The organism is Micromonospora sp. Llam0, from assembly GCF_003751085.1.
In the GTDB taxonomy this organism is placed as follows: Bacteria; Actinomycetota; Actinomycetes; order Mycobacteriales; family Micromonosporaceae; genus Micromonospora_E.
This window is the reverse complement of sequence record NZ_RJJY01000001.1, coordinates 2810371-2836186: the sequence shown is the minus strand read 5'-3', so window position 1 is coordinate 2836186 and position 25816 is coordinate 2810371. Positions and strand designations below refer to the sequence as shown.

General features: G+C 69.8%; 15 protein-coding genes. 4 read left to right on the top strand and 11 right to left on the bottom strand.

Annotated elements, in window-relative coordinates; genetic code table 11:
* Positions 1 to 12 precede the first annotated feature (12 nt).
* Genes EDC02_RS12480 through EDC02_RS12470 form a run of 3 tightly spaced genes read right to left on the bottom strand, consistent with a single transcriptional unit; the run spans position 13 to position 9937 of the window.
* The gene (locus EDC02_RS12480) at positions 13 to 1419 is read right to left on the bottom strand and encodes a hypothetical protein (RefSeq protein ID WP_123602088.1); all 1407 of its coding nucleotides are present in this window, start codon (positions 1417 to 1419) and stop codon (positions 13 to 15) included.
* Positions 1416 to 2594, bottom strand: coding sequence for an FAD-dependent monooxygenase (locus tag EDC02_RS12475; protein ID WP_123602087.1), 1179 nt, complete (start codon positions 2592 to 2594; stop codon positions 1416 to 1418). Before EDC02_RS12475 ends, EDC02_RS12480 begins: the two co-directional genes overlap by 4 nt.
* On the bottom strand, positions 2591 to 9937 hold the full coding sequence (locus EDC02_RS12470) for a non-ribosomal peptide synthetase (protein WP_123602086.1): 7347 nt from the start codon (positions 9935 to 9937) through the stop codon (positions 2591 to 2593). Before EDC02_RS12470 ends, EDC02_RS12475 begins: the two co-directional genes overlap by 4 nt.
* Before the next feature lie 475 nt (positions 9938 to 10412).
* Between EDC02_RS12470 and EDC02_RS12465 the strand changes: the two genes are divergently transcribed.
* The 3 genes from EDC02_RS12465 to EDC02_RS12455 are packed head-to-tail and all read left to right on the top strand — an operon-like array spanning position 10413 to position 14232.
* A complete protein-coding gene (locus EDC02_RS12465; RefSeq protein WP_199757612.1) occupies positions 10413 to 11780 on the top strand; it encodes a cytochrome P450 in 1368 nt (455 codons plus the stop codon).
* Positions 11777 to 13141: a glycosyltransferase gene (locus EDC02_RS12460; protein ID WP_148083438.1), complete on the top strand. Its 1365-nt coding sequence runs from the start codon at positions 11777 to 11779 to the stop codon at positions 13139 to 13141. Before EDC02_RS12465 ends, EDC02_RS12460 begins: the two co-directional genes overlap by 4 nt.
* Positions 13138 to 14232 (top strand): sulfotransferase, encoded by a 1095-nt coding sequence (locus tag EDC02_RS12455; RefSeq protein ID WP_123602083.1) that lies wholly within the window; start codon positions 13138 to 13140, stop codon positions 14230 to 14232. Before EDC02_RS12460 ends, EDC02_RS12455 begins: the two co-directional genes overlap by 4 nt.
* A 1759-nt stretch (positions 14233 to 15991) precedes the next feature.
* Here EDC02_RS12455 and EDC02_RS12450 read toward each other — a convergent pair.
* The 3 genes from EDC02_RS12450 to EDC02_RS12440 all read right to left on the bottom strand — a co-directional run bounded on the left by EDC02_RS12450 (position 15992) and on the right by EDC02_RS12440 (position 19517).
* Positions 15992 to 16981 (bottom strand): methyltransferase, encoded by a 990-nt coding sequence (locus tag EDC02_RS12450; protein ID WP_123602082.1) that lies wholly within the window; start codon positions 16979 to 16981, stop codon positions 15992 to 15994.
* Between the two features lie 342 nt (positions 16982 to 17323).
* Complete coding sequence (locus EDC02_RS12445; RefSeq protein ID WP_123602081.1) at positions 17324 to 18331, bottom strand: GDP-mannose 4,6-dehydratase; 1008 nt, start codon at positions 18329 to 18331, stop codon at positions 17324 to 17326.
* Positions 18324 to 19517 carry a hypothetical protein gene (locus EDC02_RS12440; protein WP_199757611.1) on the bottom strand — a complete coding sequence of 398 codons (1194 nt, stop codon included), beginning with the start codon at positions 19515 to 19517 and terminating at the stop codon, positions 18324 to 18326. The genes EDC02_RS12445 and EDC02_RS12440 overlap by 8 nt, the downstream gene beginning before the upstream one ends.
* Positions 19518 to 19526: 9 nt before the next feature.
* Between EDC02_RS12440 and EDC02_RS12435 the strand changes: the two genes are divergently transcribed.
* Positions 19527 to 20345, top strand: a complete 819-nt coding sequence (locus tag EDC02_RS12435) for a bifunctional 2-polyprenyl-6-hydroxyphenol methylase/3-demethylubiquinol 3-O-methyltransferase UbiG (RefSeq protein WP_123602080.1) — start codon at positions 19527 to 19529, stop codon at positions 20343 to 20345.
* Here EDC02_RS12435 and EDC02_RS12430 read toward each other — a convergent pair.
* The 5 genes from EDC02_RS12430 to EDC02_RS12410 are packed head-to-tail and all read right to left on the bottom strand — an operon-like array spanning position 20290 to position 25813.
* Positions 20290 to 21885: a B12-binding domain-containing radical SAM protein gene (locus EDC02_RS12430; RefSeq protein WP_158632175.1), complete on the bottom strand. Its 1596-nt coding sequence runs from the start codon at positions 21883 to 21885 to the stop codon at positions 20290 to 20292. The genes EDC02_RS12435 and EDC02_RS12430 overlap by 56 nt on opposite strands.
* A 43-nt stretch (positions 21886 to 21928) precedes the next feature.
* On the bottom strand, positions 21929 to 22816 hold the full coding sequence (locus tag EDC02_RS12425; RefSeq protein ID WP_123602078.1) for an aldo/keto reductase: 888 nt from the start codon (positions 22814 to 22816) through the stop codon (positions 21929 to 21931).
* A gap of 4 nt (positions 22817 to 22820) precedes the next feature.
* The gene (locus EDC02_RS12420; protein ID WP_123602077.1) at positions 22821 to 23885 is read right to left on the bottom strand and encodes a glycosyltransferase family 4 protein; all 1065 of its coding nucleotides are present in this window, start codon (positions 23883 to 23885) and stop codon (positions 22821 to 22823) included.
* A 7-nt stretch (positions 23886 to 23892) separates the two neighbouring features.
* Positions 23893 to 24921: a Gfo/Idh/MocA family protein gene (locus EDC02_RS12415; RefSeq protein ID WP_123602076.1), complete on the bottom strand. Its 1029-nt coding sequence runs from the start codon at positions 24919 to 24921 to the stop codon at positions 23893 to 23895.
* A gap of 52 nt (positions 24922 to 24973) precedes the next feature.
* On the bottom strand, positions 24974 to 25813 hold the full coding sequence (locus EDC02_RS12410) for a sugar phosphate isomerase/epimerase (RefSeq protein WP_158632174.1): 840 nt from the start codon (positions 25811 to 25813) through the stop codon (positions 24974 to 24976).
* Positions 25814 to 25816: the final 3 nt, after the last annotated feature.

The following is a 25816-nucleotide window of genomic DNA, read 5'->3' as shown; positions in this document are numbered from 1 at the left end:
GCGTTCCCTTGCTCACGGCCGGCTCCGCTCTGGTTGAGAGTCGATCGCGGCGAGTACGGCGTCGATACTCGCCTCCACCAGCGCGGCCGCCCGATCCGGTGACAGCGCGTCGGGCACGTAGGTGAAGTTCCAGGACAGTTGCCCGTGGCTGGTATTCACAGTGGATACGAAGTAGCCGACCACGGACAGTCCGGCGACGAACTGGGCACCGGAGAGCCGCCACGGCCCGACCCGGTCGGGAAAGTCGTGCCGACCGATGTTGGACAGGCACAGGTTGACCGGTCCGGTCCGTTCCATCATCGCGATGAACCGCCCGGCGGTGGCCACCGACCTCGGGCAGGAGATCGTGACCAGGTCGACCATGGCGAAGTGGCCGCCCGCCCGGCGGCGGACCGCGAGATCCGCACCGATCGACCGGGCGACGTCCCAGAGGGAGCGGTCCGGACGGTACGCGACGAAGGTGGGCACGGTGGCGACGTACGTGCCGACGGCCCGCTCGGGTATGGCGGGTACCAGCGCGTCCCGGAAGGTGATCGGGGAACCGATCGTGACGTGTCCCGGTGCCGGTGAGCCGGCCTCTGTGGCCACGGCCAGCACCATCGCCGCCGCGAGCGCGCCGTGCACCGTGGTCTGCTCGCTACGGCAGGCCGCTACCAGCGCCTCGACCTGCGCCGGGGCGAGGGCCCGGGAGATCAGCCGGGTACGTCGCTCGGTGAACGGCACGAAGCGGCTCGGTACGACCCGGGCCGGCCGGTACCGGCGTACCCGGAACAGGTCCTGGGCCAGCAGCCACCGCAGCCGCAGCGTCCCGACCAGGCCTCGGTACCGTCGGGGAAACATCGCCTCGCAACCGGGCAGCGCCGGCTCACCTGGCTCGGTGTCCCCGCTACCGTCAGTGCCCGCGGCACGGGCACGCTCCTGCTCGGCGAGGTCGATCCACTGTCGCAGCAGGGAGAGCACCGTGGTGCCGTCGGCGACACAGTGCGGCATGGTCAGCAGCAGGTCGTGCACCTCGTCGTCGGCCGCGCTGCGGGCTGAGGGGCGGGTCAGCGCCACGGTCCGGCACAGCGGACCGCTACGCCAGTCGACCCGGTCGACGAGCTCGTGCTCGTCGACCCGCCGTACCCAGCTCGTCTCGTCGTCGGCGACCAGGCGCAGCGGGATCGGCCGGTCGGTCGGCACGAACCGGGGGGAACGCCCGTCCGGCTCGGTGGCGATCGCCACCCGCAGCAGCGGGTGCCGCCGGCGCAGTCGGTCCAGCGCGGCGCGCAGCATCGGTTCCGGTAGCGGCCCGCGTACCTGGACGCGGGCGATGACGTTGAGCGGCGACACCTGATCGGCGATCCAGTACCAGCGTTCGAGCGGGCTCAGCGCCCGCCGTACCTCGGTCGGTGAATGACTGTTCGTCGGCGCGTTCATCCAGGTGCCACCGTCTCGTCGCGCACACCGGGGAAGGTGAGCGCGATCTCGTTGCGTCGGTCGAGGAGACGGCCGGGCAGCCAGCGCAGGTAGACGCGGCGGGCCAGGTCGGCGAGTGGGTGGGCCAGCTGCTCGACCCGACTCAGCGCGTACGCCTGGTGGACCATCCAGCGGGTCCGCTCGCGTCGCGCGGCCTCGTAACGCCGCAGGGCCAGCGGCAGGTCGACCGCCTGACGCAGGCAGTGGGCGAGGACGACGGCGTCCTCCACGGCCACCGCCGCGCCCTGACCGAGGCTCGGCAACATCGGATGTGCCGCGTCACCGAGCAGCGTCACCGGCCCGTGGCCCCAGCGTTCGAGGAACGGCCGGTCCCGTGCCGGCACGGCGATGATCGCCGACTCGGGGGTCCGGGCGATCGCGGCCCGGACCTCCTCGGCCCAGCCCGTGTACGTCCGTTCGATGTCGGCCTTGCCGCCCCGCCAGTCGCGGGCCATGGCCGGTGCCATGTTCAACGTTGCCCACCAGTAGACCCGGTCGCCGCCGAGCTGTACCAGACCGAACCGCTGGCCCCGTCCCCAGTAGTGGGCGGCGTAGCCGTCCCGGATCTTCGGGTGCCGCATCGGGACGGTCGCGAGCCAGCAGACGTACCCGGGTTCGCGGGGCTGTTCGGGCCCGGCGATCTGCCGGCGGACCACCGAATGGAATCCGTCGGCGCCGATGAGCAGGTCGCCTTCGGCGGTCCGACCGTCGTGGAACTCGACCCGGACCCGGTCACCGGCCAGCTGGAACCGCCGGGCCGCCGCGTCGAGGCGCACCGGCGGGTCGCCGGCCGCCGCGAGCAGGGCCTGATGCAGCTCGGCGCGGTGGATGGCGACGCTCTGCGCGCCGACCCGGTCGCCGAGGTGCGCGAACGGAACGGTCCTGATCAGGCGGCCGGCGGCGGTGCGCAGCTGCAGTGCCGGGTACACCCGGCCCCGTCGTTCGACGTCGAGGTCGAGGTCGAGGGTGCGCAGTGCGACGCGCGCGTTGCCGGTCAGCGACAGCGCCGATCCGGCTGGTCGCGGTTCAGCGCCCTGTTCGTAGATTTCGACGTCGATGCCGACCCGACGCAGCGTCGCCGCCGCCGCCAGCCCGCCGATGCCCGCGCCGACGATCAACGCCTTGGGCGTGGTCACTGCGCACCGCCGACCGGGCTGGATTCGACCCGGGCGGCCGACCACGCCGACGAATCAGCCAACAGCCCGGCGATCCGGTCCGCCACGCCCGCCACGTACGGCGGTTCCATCAGCGCCAGGTGGTTGCCGGGTACGTCGAGCACGTCGATCCGGCCGGTGGTCAGTTCGCCCCATCCGTTGCGGGGGTCGCGATGCAGCGTTCCGGCGATGTCGTGCATCGGTACGAGCAGCGTCGGTAGTGGGTCGCCGGCCCGCAACAGTGTGATGTCCTGGTCGACGACCTCAGGGTGGTAGGTGATGATCGCCTCCCAGTTGGCCTTGAAGACCTCGAACAGCCGCCGCACCGCCGCCCGCGACCCGCCCGGGCGCAACACTCCGGCGGCGCCGGCCCGGCGGGCGACGAAGTCGAGCTTTTCCTCGGGCGTGACCAGATTCGCCGGGATCGGCTCCAGCGACGGCCGGTCCTGATCGAGCGGGATCAGCTCCCAGAAGAACCAGTCGAGCAGTACGTCGTCGGCGACCGGCACCGGATCACCCGGCCGCCGGGCGATCGGGTCGATGAGGATGAGCCGCTCGACCGGGCCGGCTCCGGCGGCGTCGAGCTGGCGGGCCATCTCGAAGGCCACCACGCCGCCGAACGACCAGCCGCCGATCGCGTACGGCCCGTCGGGCTGGATTCGGCGGATCGCCGCGACGTAGCTGGCGGCCAGCGCCGGCACGGACCGCACCGGCTCGGTCCCGGCGTCGACACCGGCCGCCTGCAGCGCGTAGACGGGTTGATCGCCGGGCAGCTGTCGGGCGAGCTGGAGATAACACAGGACGTTGCCGCCGATCGGGTGCACGAGGAACAGCGGTGGCCGGCTGCCGCCGACGCGGATCGGCACCAGCGGGTCGAACGCCGCCGGGTCCGCGCCGCCGACTCGAAGCAACTCGGCCAGGCTGGCCACGGTGGGGGCGGTGACGAAGGCGGAGACCGGTACCGCGACGTCGTACCGCTTCTCGATCAGGGTGACCAGGCGCATCGCGGTGAGTGAGGTCGCGCCCAGTTCGAACAGGTTGTCGTCGACGCCGATCTGCGGCAGGTGCAGCAGGTCCGCGACGATTTCGGCGAGAACGTGTTCGCGTCGGTTCCGTGGTGCCACCGGCCGTGCGGTCTCCACCCGCAGCGGCAGCTCCCGCAGGCGGCGGTCGTCGCGCTTGCCGCTCGGCGTCAGCGGCATCTCGGGTAGCCAGCTGAAATTGGTGGGAACGAGGTGTTCGGGCAGCGTTTCCCGCAGCCGTCGACGCAGGTCGGTGAGGTCGACCCGGGCTGGCTCGCCGACGAGGAAGGCGGCCAGGAAGGCATCGACGCTGTCCCGCCGTCGCGCCACCACCGCGGCCTCGCGGATGCCCGGATGCTGCGCGGCCAGCTTCATGATCGCTATCTCGGCTTCGAGCGGTTCCACGCGGAAGCCCCGGATCTTGGTCTGGGTGTCGGTACGGGCCAGCCAGACCAGGTCGCCGTTGGGCAGCACCCGGGCGAGGTCGCCGGTGCGGTAGATCCGGTCGCCGGGCGGGCCGAACGGGTTGGGCAGGAACCGCTGGCTGGTCAGTTCGGGCTGCCGGTAGTAGCCCTGCGCCACCTGGACCCCGCCGAAGTAGAGCTCCCCGGCGACCCCGGTCGGCACCGGGCGTAGCCGTTCGTCCAACAGGTACACGTCGACCCCGGGAATCGGCGGTCCGATCGGGGGCAGGTTCGGGAAGCGTTCCGGGTCGCCGGCCATCGGGTACGCGGTAACCAGGTGGGTTTCGGTCGGTCCGTACTGGTTCTCCAGGATCGCGCCGGCCGGCAGCGTGGCGATGAACCGGCGGATCTCGGCGGTCACCCGCAACTGCTCGCCCGACGAGATCACCACCCGTAGCGCCCGGGGATAGATCCCGAGCACCACTGCGGCCTCGGCGAGCTGCTGGAGGGCCACGTAGGGCACGAAGATCCGTTCGACGGATTCGCGGTCGAGTAGCCGCAGCAGCTCCGGGGTGTCCCGGCGCTGCCGCTCGTCGATGATCTGGAGGGCGCCGCCGGCGCTGATCGTGGTGTAGATCTCCTGGAACGACACGTCGAAGCTGAGCGGGGCGAACTGCAGGGTGACGCCGCCCGCCGCCGAGCTGGCCGCCGCCACCTGCCACTCCTGGTAGTTGTCGAGGGCGGCGTGGGACATCGCCACCCCTTTCGGGGTACCGGTCGAACCGGAGGTGAACAGCACGTAGAGCAGGTCGTCGGGCCGGATCGGGGGCAGCGGAGCCGGCACGATCGCCCGGGACGGCGTACGGAGGTCATCCACGACGAGCACCGTGGCCGGTTCGCCGATCAGTCCGGCGTGCTGCCGGTCCGCGACGACCAGGGCCGGTCGCGCCTGGGCGAGCATCGCCGCGATCCGCTCCGGCGGGTAGGTCACGTCCAGCGGGACGCAGGCCGCCCCGGCCAGGGCGATGCTGTAGATCGCCGCGATCATCTCGGGGGAGCGGCCCACCGCGACCCCGACCAGGTCGCCCCGCCGTACGCCGGCGTAAGCCAGCGCGGAGGCGATCCGGTCGACCTCGCGGTGGAACCGCGCGTACGTCCACCGCCGGGTTCCGGCGGCGACCGCGACGGCCTCCGGGGTACGCCGTACGTGGTCGGCGAGGCGGCGGACGATGTCGCTGCGTGCCCCGCCCGGCGTGCCGGTGGGCTCGGCTGTGCCGCTCAGCTCGGCTGTGCCGCTCGGCCCGGGCGTGGCCAGCGCCCCGGCCGGGGCGGCCAGGAACCCGAAGTCCGGTACGGCGTCCGGCTCGTCGACGATCCGGCCGAGGATCCGCAGGTACGTGTCGGCGATCAGGCCGCTCTGCGCCCAGGTGATGGTCCGGCGGTCCGCGTCGATGCGCAGCGACACGCGCTGCTCCGCCGGGTGCACGAACACGTTCAGCAACAGCGTGAAGTTGGTTTCCTCCCAGGCGTCGAAACCGAGCGGTTCGATCGTGGGCAGTTCGAGCAGTGGTGCCAGGACGTGCATGTGCACGTAGTTGAAGGCGACTTCGAACACCGGCCCGGCACCTCGGTCGTGCTGGATGGCGTGCAGCGGATACCGCCGGTACGGCTGGCACTCCTGCTCCCGCCGGTACACCTGCCGAACGGTCGCCAGCCAGGAGGCGGGCTCGGGTCCGGGCCCGAGGCGCAACGGCACCGTGTTGAGGAACAGCCCGGCCATCCGGTCCGCCCCGGCCAGTTCCGGGCGGCCGTGGGTGACCAGCCCGACGGTCACGTCGGTGGCACCGGAGTACAGCCGTACCGTCAGGCAGTAGGCGGCGAGGAACAGCGACTTCACTGGCAGACCGTGATCGCGGGCGAATGCGCGTACCCGCTGCTCCAGGGATTGCGGCAGGGCGACCAGGTGGACCGGCGGCTCATCGGCGCCCGGCGGCTCGTACTGCCGGAAGCCGTCGAGCTGGGTCGGCTCGGCACCGGCGAGCCGGTCGGCCCAGAACCGTCGGGCCGGTTCCGAGGCGAGCGCCCGGCGCTCCTCGGCGGCGTACGCGGCCGGTCCGGGCAGCGCCGTCTCGCTGACCGCCGCGATTGCGGCGCCGGTCAGGTGCAGGTAGTCGCGGAACAGGTCACCGACGACGGTGGCCACGCTCCAGCCGTCCAGCAGGACGTGGTGGAAGCTGAACACCAGGTCGACCACACCGGACGGGAGCAGGTGCACCCGGAACAGGTACAGCGGGGGGCGGTCGAAGGCGTACCGGTGGCGGCGTCGCTGTCGCATGTGCGCCAGCACTTCGGCACGGGCAACCTCCGGGTCGCGGGTGCGCAGATCGACCACGTCGAGGCCGCCGGCGATCCGGTTGTGCACGATCTGCAGCGGCTCGGTGAAGCCGCCCAGGTCGAAGGAGGAACGTAGGCCGGGGTGCCGGGCGACGAGCCGGTCGTACGCCGTGCGGAACGCCTCCTCGTGCCACGACATCCGGACCGAGTAGCGGAAGACGTCGTGGTAGGCGGTGGCCGCCTCGTGCTCGCTGCTGTGGTACAGGAGGCCGAGTTGCAGCGCGGTGGCCGGGGAGGCGTCGGCCGCCTCGCCGAGCCGGGCCCGGTCCAGCGGGGAGACGAGCGCGAACGGGCCCCCCGGGTCGGCCGGCTGGCCGGCCGGCGCGATGTGCCGTACCTTGCCCGCCAGCGCCGCCACGGTCGGCCGCTCGGCCAGGTCGGCGAGGGTGAAGTGCAGGCCCTGCCGCTGCGCCTCGGCATGCACCCGCAATGCCAGGATCGAGTCGCCGCCGACGGCGTAGTAGTCCTGGTGGATGCCGATCGACGGCAGGTCGAGCACCTGCGACCAGATCGCGGCGAGCGTCCGCTCCACATCGTCGCGGGGCTGCTGGTCCAGTTCCCGCTGCTGCCGAGCCACGGGGTCGGGCAGCGCCTCGACGTCGAGCTTGCCGTTGCGGGTGAGCGGAACCCGGTCCAGCCGGGCGAACAGGGCGGGCACCATGAAGTCCGGCAGCTGGCGCAGCAGGTGGCCGCGCAGCCGTACCGGATCGAGATCCGTCTCCGCCACGTAGTAGCCGGCCAGGTAGGTATCCCGGCTGGCGGAGGTACGGGCCACGACCACCGCCTCCCGGATCTCCGGGTAGCTGGCGAGTACCTGCTGGACCTCGCCGGGCTCGACCCGGTTTCCCCGGATCTTCACCTGTCCGTCGATGCGGCCAAGGTACTCGAGGCTGCCGTCGGCGAGCCGGCGCGCGAGGTCACCGGTGCGGTACATCCGGCCCTCGCCGCGTACCGGATCGGTGACGAACCGCGTTGCGGTAGGGGCTGCCCCATCGGCTCCGGCATCGCCGGCTCCCGCCCCATCAGCTCCGGGGCGTCCCAGGTAACCCCGGGCGACGGCGATCCCGGCGACGCACAACTCGCCGACCGCGCCCACCGGCTGCGGCTGGTCGTCGGGGCCCAGCACGTAGAGCCGGACGTTGTCGATCGGGCGGCCGATCGGCACCCGACCCGTCGGCCGGTCCGGATCGTGGTGGCACTCGTGATGCGAGACGTCGACCGTCGCCTCGGTCGGCCCGTACAAGTTGACCAGCCGTGGCCTGGTGGCGGGATCGGCGCCTGGTGGCGGGTGCCACAGTCGGTGGAACTGGTCGACCCGCCGGGCGGGCAGCTCCTCGCCGCTGGCGAAGACCAGCCGGAGCGTGTCGGCCTGCCGACGCCGGTCGGGCGCCTGAGCCAGCAGGTCGAGAAACGGCCCCAACATCGACGGTACGAAGTGGATGACCGTCACGCCGTGCCGCGCCACGATGGCCGCCAGCGTACGAGGATCCCGGTGCGCCCCGGGGCGAGGCAGGACGAGCCGGGCACCCGCGAGCGCCCACCAGAACAGCTCCCACACCGAGACGTCGAACGAGACCGGCGTCTTCTGCACCAGCACGTCGTCGCTGGCGAGAGGGTACTGACGCTGCATCCAGGCGATCCGGTTGACCACCGAGCGGTGCTCGACCATCACCCCCTTGGGCTCGCCGGTCGATCCCGAGGTGTAGATGACGTAGGCGAGGTCGGTGGCCCGGGCGAGTGGTCCGACCGGGTCGCTCGGACAGGTCGTCAGCGCGTCGAGGTGGCGCACGGTCAGTCCCGCGACTTCGTGGTCACCGCGCTCCCGCTCCGCGTGCGCGGTCGTCAGCAACACCTTGGCGCCGCTGTCGACGAGCAACCGGCGGATCCGGGCCGGCGGCTGGTCCGGGTCGATGGGAACGTAGGCTCCGCCCGCCTTCAAGGTGCCGAGGATTCCGGCGATCAGGGGCACCCCCCGTTCGGCCAGGATGGCTACCCGGTCGTCGGGGCCGACGCCGTCGGCGCGCAGCGCTCGCGCCACCTGGTTCGCGCGGGCGTCGAGTTCGGCGTAGCTGAGTGTGTCGCCGGTGCCGTCCGCCACCACGGCGACCCGGTCGGGTGTCCGGGCGGCCTGTTCCTCGAACAGGCCGTGCAGCGTCGCCTCGGTCGGGTACTCGACCTCACTGCCGTCGTGCGCCCCGGTGACCAGGTCGCGTTCGGCGTCGGTGAGCATCGGGATCCGGGCCAACGGCTCCCCGGGCCGGTCGAGCGCGTTGTCGATGAGGGTTTCGAGGTGCCGGGCCAGCGCCGTGACGGGGAAGTTCTCGTCGAACACGTCGAGGGAGTAGTCGAGGTCGACCGTCAGCGCGCCGTCGTCGTACTCGTTGACGAGCACGGCCAGGGCGTCCTGTTCGTGTAGCCGGCTGGCGGCCACCGTCCGGTGGGTGATGCCGGGAATCGGCTCCGGTCGTGGCCAACGCAGCCAGGAGAGGGTCACGTCGTAGAGCTGCCGGGGCCCGCCCGGTGGCATGATCTCGCGCAGCAGTTCGCCCCGGGACAGGCGTTGGTGGGTGCGCAACGAGCGCAGGGTCCCTTGCAGCTCGGCTACCAGGTCGAGCATGGTGTGCGTACCGGGAACCGCGACCGGTACCGGTAGCTCGTTGGCGAAGTGTCCGACCGCCTGCCGCTGCGCGTACGTGCTCCGGTTGAGCACCGGTACGCCGAGTACGACCTGCTCGGTGCGGTGTATCCGGCCGAGGTAGACCGCGAGGGCCGCCGCGAGGAAGGTGAACGGTGACTGGCCGGTGGCCCGAATCCGGTCGACGACCTCCGGACGCAGGGGGAAGCCGTGCCGGGCGGTCCGGTAGCGACCGGCGGTCCGGCCAGCGAACAGCGCGGGGGTGACTCCGTCGAGGCTGGCGCGGAAGTATTCGACGTCGCGTTGTCGCTGGGGGGAACCGGCGTAGTCGACAGTGCTTCGCGCGAGGTCCAGGTAGGAGGCAGCACGGTCGGCCGCAGGTTCTGCTCCCGTGACGGCCGCCGCGTACCCGGCGCAGAGCTGCCGCAGCAACAGCCGGGCGCCCCAGCCGTCGGTGACCAGGTGGTGCGCGTTGAGGTACGCGTAGGCGACGGACTCGCTCTCCCGGAGCAGGGCCACCCGGTACAGCCGGTTGCGGCGCAGCTTGAACGGTTGGGAGAACGCCTGCGCCATCCAGGAATGGCACGCCTGGTGGGGGTCGGGTGCGTTGGTGAAATCATGGACCTCGACCACCGCCGACTCAGGCTCCACCCATTGGACGAGCTGCCCGTTTTCCTCGTCGAAACGTAATTGAAACGCGTCGTTCCGTTGTAAGGCATGTTGCATGCAGGACAGCAGGAGCTCGTGGTCGATCGGGCCAACGAACTGTTCGTATCCGCACACATTAAACTGCGGAAGATCAGGAGATAAGCGACTTGCGACCCAGATGTCTGATTGGTAGGTGGTTGGCGGCGTCCGACCTGAGTCCATCACGGGGCACCTTCTACTCGCTGCCGCTCACTGACCTGGACCTTTGTGGATCAATCATGATCAAGAACCAGGTCAATGCGCAGGTGACGCTGCTGCAGTCGAAACTTGGCCACCACGGAGCGCCCTCGTGACGGCAGGGTCCATGCGGAGACCGTACTCGGCTGTTTCCTGATGCCTGTTCCTGGCGCGCGCGGCGCAACTCGTACGAGCGTGGCTTTGTGTCACAGCCGCCCAGTTGATCACGCTGGGCCAGCATACCCGAGAGGCTACGCAATGTCATCGCCATGAGTCAATCATCGCCACTCGAGCCTGATGTCGACCAATCTGGAGGCGTTGCGTGCCGACCATCGACTGCTGTATAAGTGTATTCGGGTCGGCGCACTCGGCACCCAATGAAAGACATCGATGTCTGACCGGGGTTGATGTACCGGTGTTCGGCTCTGGTCACCAGCGGTTTTGGAAGGGAATGGGGCGGGTGGACTCGTCGGATCGACGATCTGAGGCCGGCATCGCGCACCGGACGACGGGAGTGCCGAGGGCCGGGCCAGGAACCTTCCTCCGGTGGGCGACCCGGCACGGACTGCTGCGGCTCAGCGTCGCCGCCGCGGCACGCCGGGATGATCCACAGGCCCGCCACTTCCTCGACCCGATGATTCGCGAGGACCCGTACCCGTTCTACCGCCAGGTCCGCCAGACGAGTGCGCTCGTAGGTGGCCACCTGACGTGGAGCACCGCCCGGCACGACGTGGCCACCGAGGTGCTCCGCAGCGACGCATTCAGTGTCGATCCGGACACGTTGCCGTTGCCCGCCCCGATCGCGATGCTGCGCGACCTCGGCCGACGCCGGATGCCGGTCGGGCCGATCGACCCGCCGTCGATGCTCGTCACCGACCCACCCGAACACACCCGTTACCGCCGGCTCGTCGTCAAGGTCTTCACCGCGCGGGCGGTCGAGAGCCTCCGACCCCGGGTCGAGCGGCACTGCGCCGACCTGCTCGACGAACTGGGGCGGGCCGCGCCGGACGACGGACCGGTGGACCTGGTCGCACACTACGCCAGCCTGCTACCGGTCACCATGATCGCGGAGATCCTCGGCGTACCGGCACAGTTGCGGCAACGCTTTCTGGACTGGGGCGCCGCCGTATCGCCAGCATTGGACCTGGGACTGTCCCTCGGCCAGTTTCGGCGCGTCGAGGCGGGAACCCGGCAGCTGAACGACTGGCTGCGGGGACACTTCGCCAACCTGCGCGCCGACCCCGGTGATGACCTGCTGAGCCAACTGGTGCTGCCGGACAGCGAGGGTGAACGACTGACCGAGGACGAACTGGTCGCCCTCGCCGGACTGCTCATGGCTGCGGGCTTCGAGACGACCGTGAACCTCCTCGGCACGGGCACGGCGCTGCTGCTGGCTCACCCCGAACAACTCGCCCTGCTGCGTGCCGAGCCGCACCGGTGGCCCAACGCGGTGGAGGAGATCCTGCGCTACGACTCCCCGGTGCAGACGACAGGCCGGTACTGCCGGGCCGACACCGAGGTAGCCGGTGTACGGCTACGCCGAGGCGAGATCGTGATACCGATGCTGGGCGGGGCCAACCGGGATCCGGCCATCTTCGCCGATCCGGACCGCTTTGACGTGACCCGGCTCAACGCGCGCGACCACCTCTCCTTCTCCAGCGGTGCGCACTACTGCCTCGGTGCCAGCCTGGCCCGGCTCGAAGGCGAGATCGGGCTGCGTAGCCTGTTCGAGCGGTACCCCGACCTGGCGCTCGGCGGCGTGCCACGGCGTCGGCCGACCCGCGTCCTACGTGGCTACGACCACCTGCCGGTGCGGTTGCGGTCATGATCCAGCCCGCGCCGTCGCCCCGACCGATCATGTTCGCCAGCTCGTCCCACTCTGGACAGCTCAACCCGCTGCTGACCATCGCCGCCGAGATGTCCCGACGGGGGGAACCCGACCTCTGGTTCAGTGTCGACGCCGAGGCCCGGCACCGGGTCGAGTCGGCAACGATCGGCAGCCCGCTGCGGTACCTTCCCGGCGCAGACACCCCCGTGCGGATCGACGGCGAGCTGTACGCCGCGATGGCCCGGGGGCCGCGTACCACCGCCGGCGTGGCCGCACTCGCCCGGACCATGCGTACGGCCGATGCCACCGCCCAGGTCTACCAGCGGACCCTGGACCACATCGATCGGGTCAACCCGCGATTGATGGTCATCGACGTGATGAACCTCGGCGCGCTCGACGCGGCGACCACCGCAGGCGTGCCCTTCGTGCTGAGCGTGCCCTATCCAGTAAGTGCCGTCTACCTGAGCCGTCTGCCGTGGAACTATCCGACGCCCACCTCCGGGCTGCCGCGCCGGCTGACCGGGACACAGAAGTTGACCAATGCGCTGTTCCGCGTACGGCTGCACCTGGCGCTGCTGCGCGCGGTGGCCGGACCGACCCGGCGGCGCCGGACCCTGAGGCTGGCCAACGCGTCCGGCGACCCCGCGAAGCACGCCGTCGCCGCGGCCGCTGTCTTCGGCTACACGGTGTTCGGGCTGGAGTATCCCTTTCCCGCGCCGGACCACCTGCACCTGTTGGGCGCGATCGTGCCCACCGACGTCACCGGGCCCGGCCAGCCCGTCGGCGAACTGACCGCCTGGCTGGACCAGCATCCCAGCGTGGTCTACGTCGGCCTGGGCACCCTCGCCACCCTCTCAACCGCCCAGCTCGACGCGTTCGCCGAGGCACTGGACCGGATCGGCCCGCGACACCGGGTGCTGTGGAAACTCCCGGCCGACCAGCGCGCAGCGCTGACCAAGCCACTGCCCCCGCACGTCCGCACCGAGGAGTGGATCCCGTCCCAACTGGCCGTGCTCGCCCATCCGCACGTACGGGCCTTCGTCTGCCACGGCGGGGCGAACGGCTTCCACGAAGGCGTCCACTTCGGGCAACCGATGCTGCTCACCCCGTTCTGGCTGGACTGCTACGACATCGCGGCCCGGGCCGTCGACGCGGGCGTCGGACTGGCTCTCGACGACCCGCCCACGGTGGACCCGGACGAGGTCGCCGGCAAGCTGCTCCGGCTGCTGTCGGAGGACGGTTTCCGGCAGCGCAGCCGGTACTGGGGCGAGCAGAGCCGTAGGGCCGGTGGGGCGGAGCGCGCGGCGGACCTGTTGCGCGAGCTCGCCGACCGCGACGAGCGACCACGGGAGACGACATGATCGCGCAGGTGCTACGGATCGTCGACAAGGTGGCTCCGGGCGAGTTCTTCCCCGCCGTACCGCAGAACTTCGTGACACGTGCGGACGGGCAGCTCCCGGCGCGGGACCTGCTGCACCGACCGGACGTCAGTCTCTACTGCCTCGACATCGACGACCAGTTGGCGTACTTCATCGAGACCGCACCAGGTGTCGACCTGACCAGGGCGCCGTTCGTCTACCTCGCCCAGTACCGCAACGCGCGACGGCTGTTCACCGTGCCGTACGAGACGCTGCACCGGATCGCCGAGGAGGTGCCGGACCCGGTGCGGCCGATCCTGGTCTACTCCGTGGGTCGCTGCGGCTCCACCGCCCTCAGCCACGCGCTCGGTGCGGTGACCGGCGTCCGCAGCTACTCCGAGCCCGACGTCTTCACTCAGATCGCCGTGTCGCGGCACGAGGATCCCACCCGTGACGACGAGTACGCGAAGCTGCTCCGCAGCTGCGCCCGGCTGCTCGGGCGGGGAGCCGGGACGCTGGCCGTCAAGTTCCGCGCGAGCGGCATCCAACTCGCCGACCTGTTCCAGCAGGTCTTCCCCGACTCCCGCGGCATCTTTCTCTACCGGCACGCCGAACGGTGGCTGGAGTCGATGCACGAGGGCTTCACCCCGCACCTATCCGGTCTCCAGGATCAGCAGACGTTCCTGCGGTACGTCACCGCACAGGCGCCGCTGCTGATGCCCTTCGCCGTCCGGCACCAGCGCCAACCCTCCCCGGTCGAGGCGTACCTGCTCACCTGGCTTTCCGCGATGGAGGCCTGCCTGCGACTGGGCCGGGCCGACGTGCCCCTCCGGCCGGTTCGCTACGAGGACCTCACCGCCGATCTGTCGGCGACGCTGGCCGCAGTGCTGGCATTCTGTGGACTGCCCGCCGACGAGATCGACGCCGCGTACCGGACGTTCGCGGCCGACTCCCAGGAGGGCACGGCGCTGTCCCGGGCCAGCCGCCAGCGCACCGAGACACCGGTGCTGCGCGAGGAGGAGTACGCGCTGGTACGTGCCGTACTCGCCGAGCATCCCACGATCAACGTGCCCGACTTCGCCGTACCGGCGTGAATCAGGGGCTGGGTGCGGAATGGCGAGTAGCACGACGAGTCGTTCGGCGCCGCGGCCCGGCAGCCGTCCCCATGCGGGCGCGGCCGGCAGTGGCGAGGGCCCACGGGTCGTCGTCGGGCACAGCATTGGCGGCTTCGTCGCGCCCGGATCACCGCCCGCTTCGGGTGCCATCCGGCTACGGAGCAGCAGCATCGAGTGCCGGCGAGTCCACACCACGGTCCAGGCGGCGGCCGCAGCGATGGGTACCGCGCCCAAGCCGAAGTACCACGAGAGCACCAGCCCAGGAATCGCCGCTCGTGACGTCAGGAGAATGCCGATCAGCACGAAAGGGCCGACGAGCGGGCGGTAGTGCCATTGGACCGCGCCGAGATCGGCCTGCCGGGCAGCGTTCGCGGCACGCTCTCCGGCTTCGACGCGCTCGGACCGTGCGTGGAGCCGGCGGTACCGGGCCTCATCGCGGGTGTCGGCGGCCCGCGCGGCCGATACCCGGGCGTAGACCTCACCCGCCAGCGGGTCCAGGGTCGCCGGCGTGACGCCGTCGACAAGCGCGGCCAGCGCCGGTGGCAGGTCGCGGCCGGCGGTGAGCGCCTCGTCGATCGGCGTCGCCCAGTCGGCGGCTGCCGCGACGAGGTTCTGCCGGCTCTCCCGGCCCCGCAGAACGCTGCCGCGGATCTCGGCGACGTCGCCGGGCCGCGATCGTGGCCGACCATGCCATCTGGGCGGCGGGCTTCATACGTCAACCTCCAGAGTGCACGCGGCGGTTGCGCCGAGATCGTTTACGACGGAGCAGATCCCGCGCCACGGCCACCCGGAACATCGCGTGCCTCGCCCCAGGCGCCGACACCGTCGCGTACGCCGAACGCCTGGCGCAAGCGGGTTCTCCTCCCTGTCGGCGAGGGTACGGGAACGAAGCTCGACCATGGCCCGCGCTGCTTGCCGGCTTTCCGGCCGACGGTGCCTGCCGTGGTGCGGCGGGGTCGCGGTCGGTTGGGCAGTGGGGTGGGGATGAAGGCGCCGATGAGCTGCTCACGGTCGCGGCGACGAGGTGATGTCATGGCCGGTCCAGCCGGGAGCACGCCGCTGCGGGCCGGCAGCGATGTGCGGCTCGCCGGTGCCGACGATCACCTGTTACGGCGGGTATGTCGTGCGTGCACAGCTGCGGAGCTGAGTCCGACTCATGATCGGTGGAACTCCACCAGAACTGGTGTCCGAGGCTGGATTGAACTCCAACTACATGATCGCCCTGCGCGAGGAACTGGTGCTTGCGCAGCGTACCCCACCGTCCGCACCTGTCAGCGACAGGATCACCATCTAACAACCTCGATCACACCAAACACCAACGCGCTCTGTCGATCTACCAGGACCTGGGCCTCCCAGAAGCCAACGAGGTGCGGACGAGGCTTTCCACCCTGGACAACGGCCACGGTCGGCACCCGACAGTGTGCTGACGCCCGAACGATTGCTCGCCTCAACCACTGCGGAACCCGCATTACCAGCAAAATGCGTGAACCAGACATCCTATGACGACCGGCCCAACTTTGTCCGAGGCCGGTCGTCCCGCCCTGAGCAGGCACGTCGCGGCGCTTCAGGAGAACCGCTGCCCGGCCCCCGTCGCATCGGCCCGGACAACTCGATTACCGTGCTGTCGGCACCCGGTCCCGACGGCGCGCGGGCCGTCCACCGCCGGCTGCGGGAGCAGCCGGCGGTTCGCGTACCTCAGGCCGTAGGCCTCGAGAAACCGGCCCGGCCGCCTCCGCTCTCACCGCTTGGTCAGCAGGTAGATCCGGGGGTTGTGGCCTTTCTGGAAGACTCGCAGGACGTCGCTCTGTGACCACTTCGACGCCGCGCGGCGCAGGCAGCGCTCCATGATGCGAATCTCGTGAGTGAGCACCGCCAAGCAGGAACGGGGCGCGGCCGCAGCGTGGGCGCGGTCAAGGAGCATGGTGTGCAGCGTTTCGTTGGAATCGTGGTCGCCCATCAGCGCGCCCCAGGGCGGGTCGGCCAAGATGACGTCGAACTGCCCCCACTCGAGCCATTTGTCATCGGCGAGGTCGGCGTTGACGAGGTTCGCGCGTCCGTGGAATCCTGCGGCCTCGAGGTTCTGGGCGCAGTAGCCCAGGGCCTTTGAATCGATGTCGACACCGACGGCGAGCTTGGCCGGGGCCATCTGCAGCCGTTCGACGAGCAGCGTTCCCGACCCGCACATGAGGTTGAGGACACGGTCGCCGGACCTCGGCGAGGTCATCAGGCTCATCGCTGCGGCGATCGACGCGTTGGCCGCACCGGGCAGGTTCTGCACTCGCCAGTCGCGGTTCGACAGCGGCCGGAGCGAAAGCCGCACCAGGACATCCCACCCTTCCAGCCTCGTCGAGCGGCGGAATCGGAGCAGCACGTGACCGCCCTCGGCCACCTCGGCCAGCCCGGTCGACTGCTGGATCTGGCCGGCGAGCCGCCGGAAGGTCGGTGAGTCCTTGCCCGCCGCATCGATCCGGAACGAGTCGATCGGCTCGTTGTTGATGCGGGAGACGAGTCGCATCGCCTCCAGAAGGCGGGAGAAATGTTCGCCGCTCGCAAGGGAACGGGGCCGCGGCACCGGGAACGACAGGACCAGAAAGGGCGCGACGATGGTGCGCAGGTGCAGCAGCCGCTGCCAATCGCCCGCGTATTCGGCCTCCAGGGAGTCCGATCGGCCGTCGACTTGGTACAGTTTTCCGAGCTGCGGCAGTGTGCTGCGCAGTTCTTCCGCCACGACCGGGGCCAGTCCGGGCAGGAAGAGGAATTCAATGGGTGACGGGGCGCTCCGCCGCAGGCGCGGTCGCTGCTTTCGCTCTCTCGCGTGGGAGGGTCTGTTGCTCACCGTCGCCCGCTTCCTGGCTCGAATACGTTCTCGTTTCCGCGATTCAGCGCGCTCGCCCGGGCGAGCGCGAGTGCACCGATGATGCCGCCTCGCACCGTGTGGTGATCGTGCGCCTGGAGATGGCAACGTCACCCTCAGGCCGGGTCCGCGCGTCTACATTACTCCCACGGCGCCGGTCCGCCGACGGGGCCGGGTGGGGGCTGGTTCGCCTCGCGTGCGGCGGGACCGCCGGTGTCAGGAGGCGGTCCCACTGCCGCTGAGCATCTTGAGGTCAGACTCGACGATCATCTGGACCAGACCGGCGAACTGAACGCTGGGTTTCCAGCCGAGAAGCTCGCGGGCCTTGGCTGGGTCGGCACACAGCAGATCGACCTCGGCCGGGCGGATCTGGGCCGGGTCGGAGACCACGTGGTCGCGCCAGTCCAGGCCGATGGCGCCGAACGCGATCTCGACGAGGTCCCGCACGGAGTGGGTTACGCCGGTGCCGATCACATAATCCTCGGGCTCGTCCTGGGTTACCATCCGGTGCATCGCCTGGACGTAGTCGCCTGCGAATCCCCAGTCGCGGCGGGCGCTCAGGTTGCCGAGCGGCAGCTTCTCCTGCAGCCCGAGCTTGATCCGCGCCACCGCGAGCGACACCTTCCGGGTCACGAACTCCGCCCCACGGCGTGGCGACTCGTGATTGAACAGGATTCCCGAGACCGCGTGCATCCCGTACGACTCCCGGTAGTTCTGCGTCAGGAAGTGTCCGTAGGCCTTCGCCACGCCGTACGGGCTGCGCGGGTGGAACGGCGTCCCCTCGTGCTGGGGCGTCTCGCGGACCTTACCGAACATCTCCGCCGAGGAGGCCTGGTAGAAGCGGATCTGGCCCGGGGGAGCGGACCGTGACGCGTTGATGCCGCCGCATACCCGGACTGCCTCGAGCATCCCCAGCACCCCCAGCCCGTTCACCTTGGCGGTGAGTTCCGCCTGCTGCCAGGACAGCGGTACGAAGGAGATCGCGCCCAGGTTGTAGACCTCATCCGGCTGGACCCGGTCCACGGCCGAGATCAGGCTGCCCTGGTCCAGCAGGTCGCCGCTGACCAGGTGGACGTCGGGCACCGTCTGATGGATCTGGGATGCGCGGGAGCCCGACTGACCCCGCACCAGTCCCCACACCTCGTATCCCTCGGCGAGCAGGTGCCCGGCGAGGTAGAACCCGTCCTGCCCGGTGATCCCGGTGATCAGTGCACGCCTACCCACCACTGCCGCCTCCTCGGGCTTGTTGCGACCTACGACGTACGGTGCTGCTCAGGGGCGCTCGCCAGCAGCGGCCGACCAGGTCCGCCGCTTCGGCGACGGACAGGCCGTCGGTGTCGATGCGGACATCGCCGAGGCTGGACCGGTCGAGCGCTTCGGCGGTCGTCGCCGCCGCTTCGGCGGCCTGCCGGAGGTACGTGTCCGACCGGCCGATCAGCGGGTCGCCGGGCTCGGGCCAGTCGAAGCTGCGACCGCGAAGGGCGATGCGCCGCGCCAGTTCGGCGCGGCCGGCGTGCAGCCGGCACACCGTGACGTCGGCGGCGGGCAGGGCGGCGGCGTAGGACGCGGCGGTGTGGGCGTCGGGCACCGGGCCACTCATCACCAGGCGCCGCGCGCCGGCCTTGTGGTAGGCCCGCCAGAAGTCCGCCAGGTTGCGGGCCCTCAGCCGGTGACCACCGGGGTCCCCGGCGGGCGGCGGGCTCAGGAGGCCGAGCTGGCCGAGGTCGAGGTAGGCGGCCGTGTGCCGGGCCCGCAGCTGCCGGCGGAAGACCTCGAAGCCCACCGACGATTTTCCGGCGCCGGTGGCACCGCAGAGCAGCAGGACCTCGCCGTCGGCTCCGGCTGCGGGCGACAGCGCCGGCCCGGTCGCGGCCGTCCGGGCACTGGTGTACGGGGGCGGCCAGTCACCGCACCGCTCTCGTACCAGCCGGGCCACGTCTGAGATGGTGCGGCCTTCGGTGTCGACACACGTGTCGGCCAGCGACGAGCGATCCGGTTCCTCGGCCTCGCGCACCCAGGCCGCCGCCAGATTCGCCGGTGCGCCGCGCACCGTCAGGCGCCGCCGCAGTTCGCCGGGGGACGCTTGCAGGCGGCAGACCGTGAGCGAGGCGCCGTGGACGGTGTCGGCGGAAATTGCCGTGGAAATACCCAATTCGCCGGACACAATGAGTGCGTCGCAGCCACTCGCGCGGAAGTTCTCTACAGTCGAGGAAACATTGCTCACCTTGAGTCGATAACGCTCGGGATCGTCTAGTGGGGCCGGAAGAAATATGCCCAACTGGTCGATGTCGACAAATCCTACTCGCGTGCCGGAGCGCGCTATTTCGTCATAGAGCGCCCAGCCGACCGCAGACTTGCCCGACCCCGGCTGCCCATTGATCCACAGGACTGGAAACACATTGTCGCGCACACCGGCATTATGGCATACGGTCTCCGGTGGGGCCAGTGGACGCTTAACGATGCGGTCGCCGGCACGATGATTTACAGCGTCGATAAGCGATGTTATGCTGCCTTCATGCCCGAAAAGCATGCACCGCATTATGGTCAAACCTTCTTTGATGATCTTGATGACGGTTCTCGTGGATCAGCTCGGGTCGTGGTCCCGCTGGTCCATGAGCTTGTCCGGCCCCGGTCGGTTCTCGATGTCGGATGCGGCCGGGGATCATGGCTGGCCGAATGGGCCGACCAGGGAATTACCGACCTGCTCGGAATCGACGGCGACTACGTCGATCGTTCGACGATGCACATGGAGCCCTCGCTGTTCCGGCCCATGGATCTGCGGCGTCCGTTCTCGCTGGGCCGTACGTTCGATCTTGTGGAGTCGCTGGAGGTGGCCGAACATCTCGACGAGTCCTGCGCCGACGCATTCGTGGAATCACTCGTCAGGCATGCCGACACCGTGCTCTTCTCGGCGGCGATCCCGTGCCAGGGCGGCACTCATCATGTGAACGAACGCTGGCCGTCGTACTGGGCCGAAAGGTTCTCCCGGCTCGGGTTCTGGCCCGTCGATGTCGTCCGGCCGGCCATCTGGACTGACAAGCGCGTCAAGCGCTGGTATCGGCAAAACATCGTGGTCTTCACCAGTCGCCCCGAGTTCGAGCGGCGCGACACCTGCCTGGACATGGTGCATCCGGAGTACTGGGAATGTCTCATCAAGGACTGGCTGGCCGACAACCCGGCCTTCACGGCCGCGACTCAAGCGGGGATCCCGGGTCCAGTTCGACACCCATTTCCTTGAGCTCGCCCACGTGTGACCGCGCCGCGGCCGCCGCCTCCTGCACGGTCTCATGGTCCCGGGAGCACAGGGCCAGGCGTTCGATCGCCTTCTCCAGGACAAGGTTCGACCGGGGGCCCACGGTGGGGAGCAGGGGCCGCTGGTACTCACGCTGCCACAGCGAGGCCACCGCAGTATCGTTTCGTCGCCTCACCTCGTCCAGCGTCTCGGCTTGGAGCTTGCGCGCCTCGTCGATGTTCATGCCGACGTGGGACCAGGCCGAGTCCGGGTCGAGCAGATCGTCCACGACGATCTGCAACTCCTCGCGGTCCTCCCACAGGGGCATCGTCTCGTCGCTCAGTGAGAACAGATGCAGTGAGAAACGGCCCGAGTGCTCATCAACGATGAACCGCCGGGTCACCTCGAACTCCTCTGCGGTCTCACCGGGGTAGCCGACCATGAAGCAGGTTCCGAAGCCCAGGTCGCTGTTGCTGAGAAGCTCGTAGGCACGCCTGTTCTGTTTGGCCGTGACCCGCTTGCTCATCCGCTTGAGAGTCCGGTCATGCATCGACTCGAAGCCGATCTCGACGTTCGCGCAGTTCGCCGCCAGCAGGTCCTCGACGAACTCAGGGGAGGTGAAGACGTTGGCCCGGGAGAAACAGGACCAGTGCGGCACCTTGGCCCCCGGAAGGATCTTCGTCAGTTCACGGAGCCGGGTGGGCGGAACGGTGAAGGTTGAGTCCATCGCGTCGATGGACTCCGCACCGTTCTCGGCACTGTAGCGTTGCCAGTCGGCCGCGATCTTGTGCGCGGACTTGTAACGCCACTTGGGCGAAGCCGCCGGGAACGAGCAGAACTTGCAGTCGAAGGGGCAGCCTCGCATCGACTCGTACGGCACACTTCTGAGTCTGCCGGGGAACGACGGCGAGGGATGCGTTTCGAGGTCGACGTACTGGAGGGGATTGATCCTGGTCCGGTCGCCGTCCCGCCACACCAGATTGGGCACCTGCCCCAGGTCACCGTGGCAGGCGAGCGTCTGAAGCAGGAGCGGCAGCGCGCTCTCCGCGTCGCCGCGCACGACGCCGGCGACGTCGGGATAGGCGCGCATGATGTTCGCGTACTTGAGATTCGTGTATTGGCCGCCGGCCACGATGGGCACACCGGGCAGGTGCACCCGTGCCCAATCGAGGGCCCGACCCAGCATCGACCGGTTCCAGATGTACGTGGTGCTGAGCAGGATGACGTCCACATCGACGGCCGGTGCTGTCGCTAGGCCGGTCCACACGTCCTCCAGCGGGATCCTGATGTACTCCTGCCCCGCCGCCTCCAGGATCGACTCCAGGGTGAAGGAGGTCAGATGGGGGACGGGGTCCGGCGGCCGCAGCAGCGGCCGGCGGACGGCGCCGTCCAGGAAGGAGAAGTTCCTGATCCGCACACCCGCCAGTCCAGCGTGCTCGAGCATGGCCTTTGCCCGCTCGTCGATCTCGTCGCGGAACAGGGTTGCGTCGAAGTAGGACGAGTTGCGGTACGTCACGCCCAGACCGGACAGCAGTAAACTACGCATAACGCTCCTCACATGGCACATTGCCGGAAGTGGCCGGAACCGGCTAGGCGGCCAGTTCCTCCAGGTCGGCGTCGGACAGCTGCAGGTGCCCGGCCTCCAGGGCGTCCAGCAGGTGCTCCGTGTTGCTCGTGCCGATCACCGGGGTCGCGTACGGATGACGGGTCAGCAGCCACGCGAGCGCGACGCGCTGCGCGGAAACGTTCCGGCGCCGGGCGAGGCGGCCGAGCGCAGGTCTGCGCTCGGCCAGGCCGGACCCGCGGCCGAGCCCGCCCAGCGGCTCGCAAGGCGCGTAGGCGACACCACGCCGCACGCACCGCGACAGCACCTCGGTGTCCGTGTGGTCCTCGACCGAGAACCGGTTCTGCACGAGCACCAAGTCGTCGCCGAGCACCGCGCCCGCCTGATCGAATTGAACGGCGTCGACATTGTCAACCCCGGCACCGCGAATGAGGCCCTGATCGACCAGTTCCCGGAGCGCGCCGAGGCTGTCTGCGTAGGGAACTCCGGGATCCGGCCGGTGCAGCTGGTAGATGTCGATGGCGTCGGTGCCCAGCCGGCGCAGCGACTCGCGGCAGGCCCGGTGCAGGTGTTCCGGACGACCATCGCAGCCCCGCCGCCCGGAGGGCAGGTGCACCATGCCTCCCTTCGTCGTGACGATCGGCCGATCCTCCTGTGGCAGGTGGCCCAGCAGGTCGCCCAGCAGCCGTTCGGTGTAGCCGAGCGGTTCGTCCTGGAGGCCGTAGATGTCCGCGGTGTCGATCAACCGGACACCGGCGTCGAGCGCGAGCTTTATCATGGCCATCGCGTAGTCCACGGACGGACGCCCGGGCACGGCCAGAGGAAGCAGGCCGAAGGCCGGCCGGCCGCGTTCGGTGGCCAGCTGATCGCGGAGAGGATTTCCCATGCTGTCGCTCCCTGTGCGGTGGGTCATGCCCTCATGACCTGCCTGCCAACTCTCGGAAGGCGCGAAGATGCGCCTCGCCGATCGCGGAGTATCCGAACTCCTCGCCGAGGGCGGGTCGGCCCACCGGACGGGAGACCGTGAGCGCGTCGCGCAGGACCTGCGGGCGTATCCCGCCCTCGTAGGTCGAGATCCAGGAGGAGCCGAGAATCTCGCGCAGTTCCAGGAAACTGCCCCGGTGTGGACCGAGGACCGGGCAGTCGAAGGTCAGCGCCAACATCGTGCTGGCCGAACTCATCGGCAGCGACGTCGGGATCACGAACCGGTCGGCCGCCCTGAAGTAGTACTGGATCTCCTCGTCGGAGATGTGGTGCAGATCCAGCCGGACGCCGGGCAGACCCGCAGCTTCCCGCCGCAGCTGGCGGCCGAACTCCGCCTCGATCGCCTCGCCGGCGATCAGCAGCACGGTGTCCTCGTGGTCGGCGGCGACCTCCCGGTACGAGCGCAGCAGTGGCAGCAGGTTCTTGTAGCGCCGGGCCACACCGAGACAGAGCAGGACGGTGGCGTCCTGCGGCAGGCCGAGCCTGCTCCGAGCCTCTTCCGTCGTGGCGCCGGTGTCCGGATAGACGCCGCGATAGTGCCCCTGGGGTATCACCCGGCAGTCGGCGGTACGGATCGCCGGATAGGTGCGGATGAACTCGTCCAGCAGCGTCTGGGAGTTGCAGATGACCTGGTCGGCCAGCATGGAGAATGCCTGGAGATACATGTCCGCGACCCGGTACTGGTGCCACTCGTGCGGCCAGTGGTTGTAGGCGGTCCAAACGATTCGCGATCCCCGGGCCTGGGCCAGGCGCAGGACGGCGAGCATCCGCGCGGCGTCCGCGGCGGCGACGACCGGGCCGCGATCGCGGCGGATGGTCCACTCGGGCCATGACAGGTGCACGATGTCCCAGCCACCGCCCAGCAGCGCGGTGGTCGAGTAGGACTCGGCCACCACCCGACCGTCGGAACGCATCCCCTCGTAGATGAGCTCGATGTCGAGCATTCCGCCTTTTCGGCCGCTCAGATGCTGGGCCAGGATCCGGATCTCGTCCGCCATGTCGTCCTCACTTCCGCCGGTCAGCGAATTGCGTGGCCGAGTAGAGACGGCCGAGCAACTCGACCATGCCGAGCCCGGCCCGCGGGTCCTCCCGCGGTCGCCCGTCCATCACCGCCTCGACGAAGGTTGCGATCTGCCGGCGATGGGAGATGCCGTAATAGCCGACCCCCGGCGGCGGTGGTTCCTCGGCCTGTTCGCGGAGCCTGCCCGCTGCCTCCAGAAGGAGCGGGCTGCCCTCGGCGTGGTGGAGCGTACCGGGGTGGTCCAGGTCGAACTCGACGTAGCCCTGCGTGCCGACCAGCTGGATGCGGGTCCGCCATAGCGTCCTCGCCGCGACCGTGACGTTGAGCGTGACCGGGACCGGCCCGGCGGTGAGCAGGGCGCTGAGGTTGTCCTCCGTCTCCATCACCGTGTCCAGCAGGGCGGTTCGCGCCACGGCCGCCTCGACGGAGAGCTCGCCGAGCAGGAGCCTGGTCACGTCGAGAACGTGATAACCCTGGTTGATCAGGGCCGAACCACCCTCGCCGGACCATGTCCCGCGCCAGTAGCTGTCCCGGTAGTACTCGGGCTCGCGCTGCGCGGCCAGCGACACCTGGGCGTAGAGCATCCGGCCGAGCAGTCCGGCCTGCAGCCATCGGCGCACCTCCAGCACCAAGGGGTCGTAGCGGTGCTGAGAGATGACCGACAGCACCAGGTCCCGCTCGGCCGCGAGCGCGACGAGTCGTCCGGCGTCGTCCATGGTCAGCGCCAGGGGTTTCTCACAGACCACGTGCTTGCCGGCGACCAGGGCCCGTTCGGCCAGTGCGGCGTGCTGCGCGTGATCGACGGCCACCGAGACGCTGATCACCTCGGAATCCTCCAGCACCTCGTCCACCTTGGTGGTGGAACGGGCGATCCCGTGGGCGAGCGCGAACTCCTTCAGGACACGTGCGTCACGGTCACAGGCCCAGCCGACGCCGTATCGCCCGGCCGCGCGGAAACCGTCGACATGATTGGGCGCGACCCGTCCGCACCCGATGATCCCGTGGTGAACCACGTCGCGATCCGTCCTTCCGTCCTCGTCGCTGGATGAGCCGGCACCCCAGGTCTCACCGGCCGGCCGGACCGGACCTCATGTATGAGACGAATCCGGGCAGGACGTCCTCGGCCTCGGCGATCTCGGGGTGCCACCACTTCTCCCACTCGAAGGACACCCAGCCGGTGAACCCCGAGGCGCGGACCAGGTCGAGGATGGAGGCCAGGGGCAGCTCGCCCGCGCCCATCGGGACGTAACGCCAATGGCCGTCGCTGTCCCGGCTCATGTCCTTGATCTGCAGGTAGGTGAGGACGGGGGCGATCTTGCTCCAGGTGGTCTCCGGGGCCTCGCCTTCGGCAATGGAGTTCCCCACGTCCCACTGCACGCCCGCGCTCCTGGTGCCCACGGCGTCGATGAGCTCGGTGATGAAGTCGCTGGAGGTGACCCCTCGGATCTCCGCACGATTCCACCCGCAGTCGTGCAGCTCGATCGCCAGCCGCACCGGCGTGTCGTCCAGCGCCGGCTGCAGCGCCCGTAGCGCGTCCTGGGTCCACTCCTGGGCCTGCGCGTCCTCGATCTCCTGCGCGTAGGTCCCGGCGAACACCCGCAGGAAGCTCGCGGCGAAATGCCCGGCCAGCGTCAGATATCGGCGTACGTCGTCGAGCATCGCCTCCCGTCGTGCCCCGGGTGGTGCGGTCAGTTGAACACTGGTGTCGAGCGCCGGCACCGCGAGGCCGGCCGCGGTGACGGCCGCCGTGATCTCCCGGGCCCGGCCGGGCGGGAAATCCGAGTCGATCATCTTGCCGTCGACCAGCCGCCACTCGATGCCGTCGTAGTTCAGCGTGCGAGCCACGTCGACGGCATGTTGCCAGCTCCATGCCGGACAGGCCAGCGTGCTGTAGGAAAGCTTCACCCG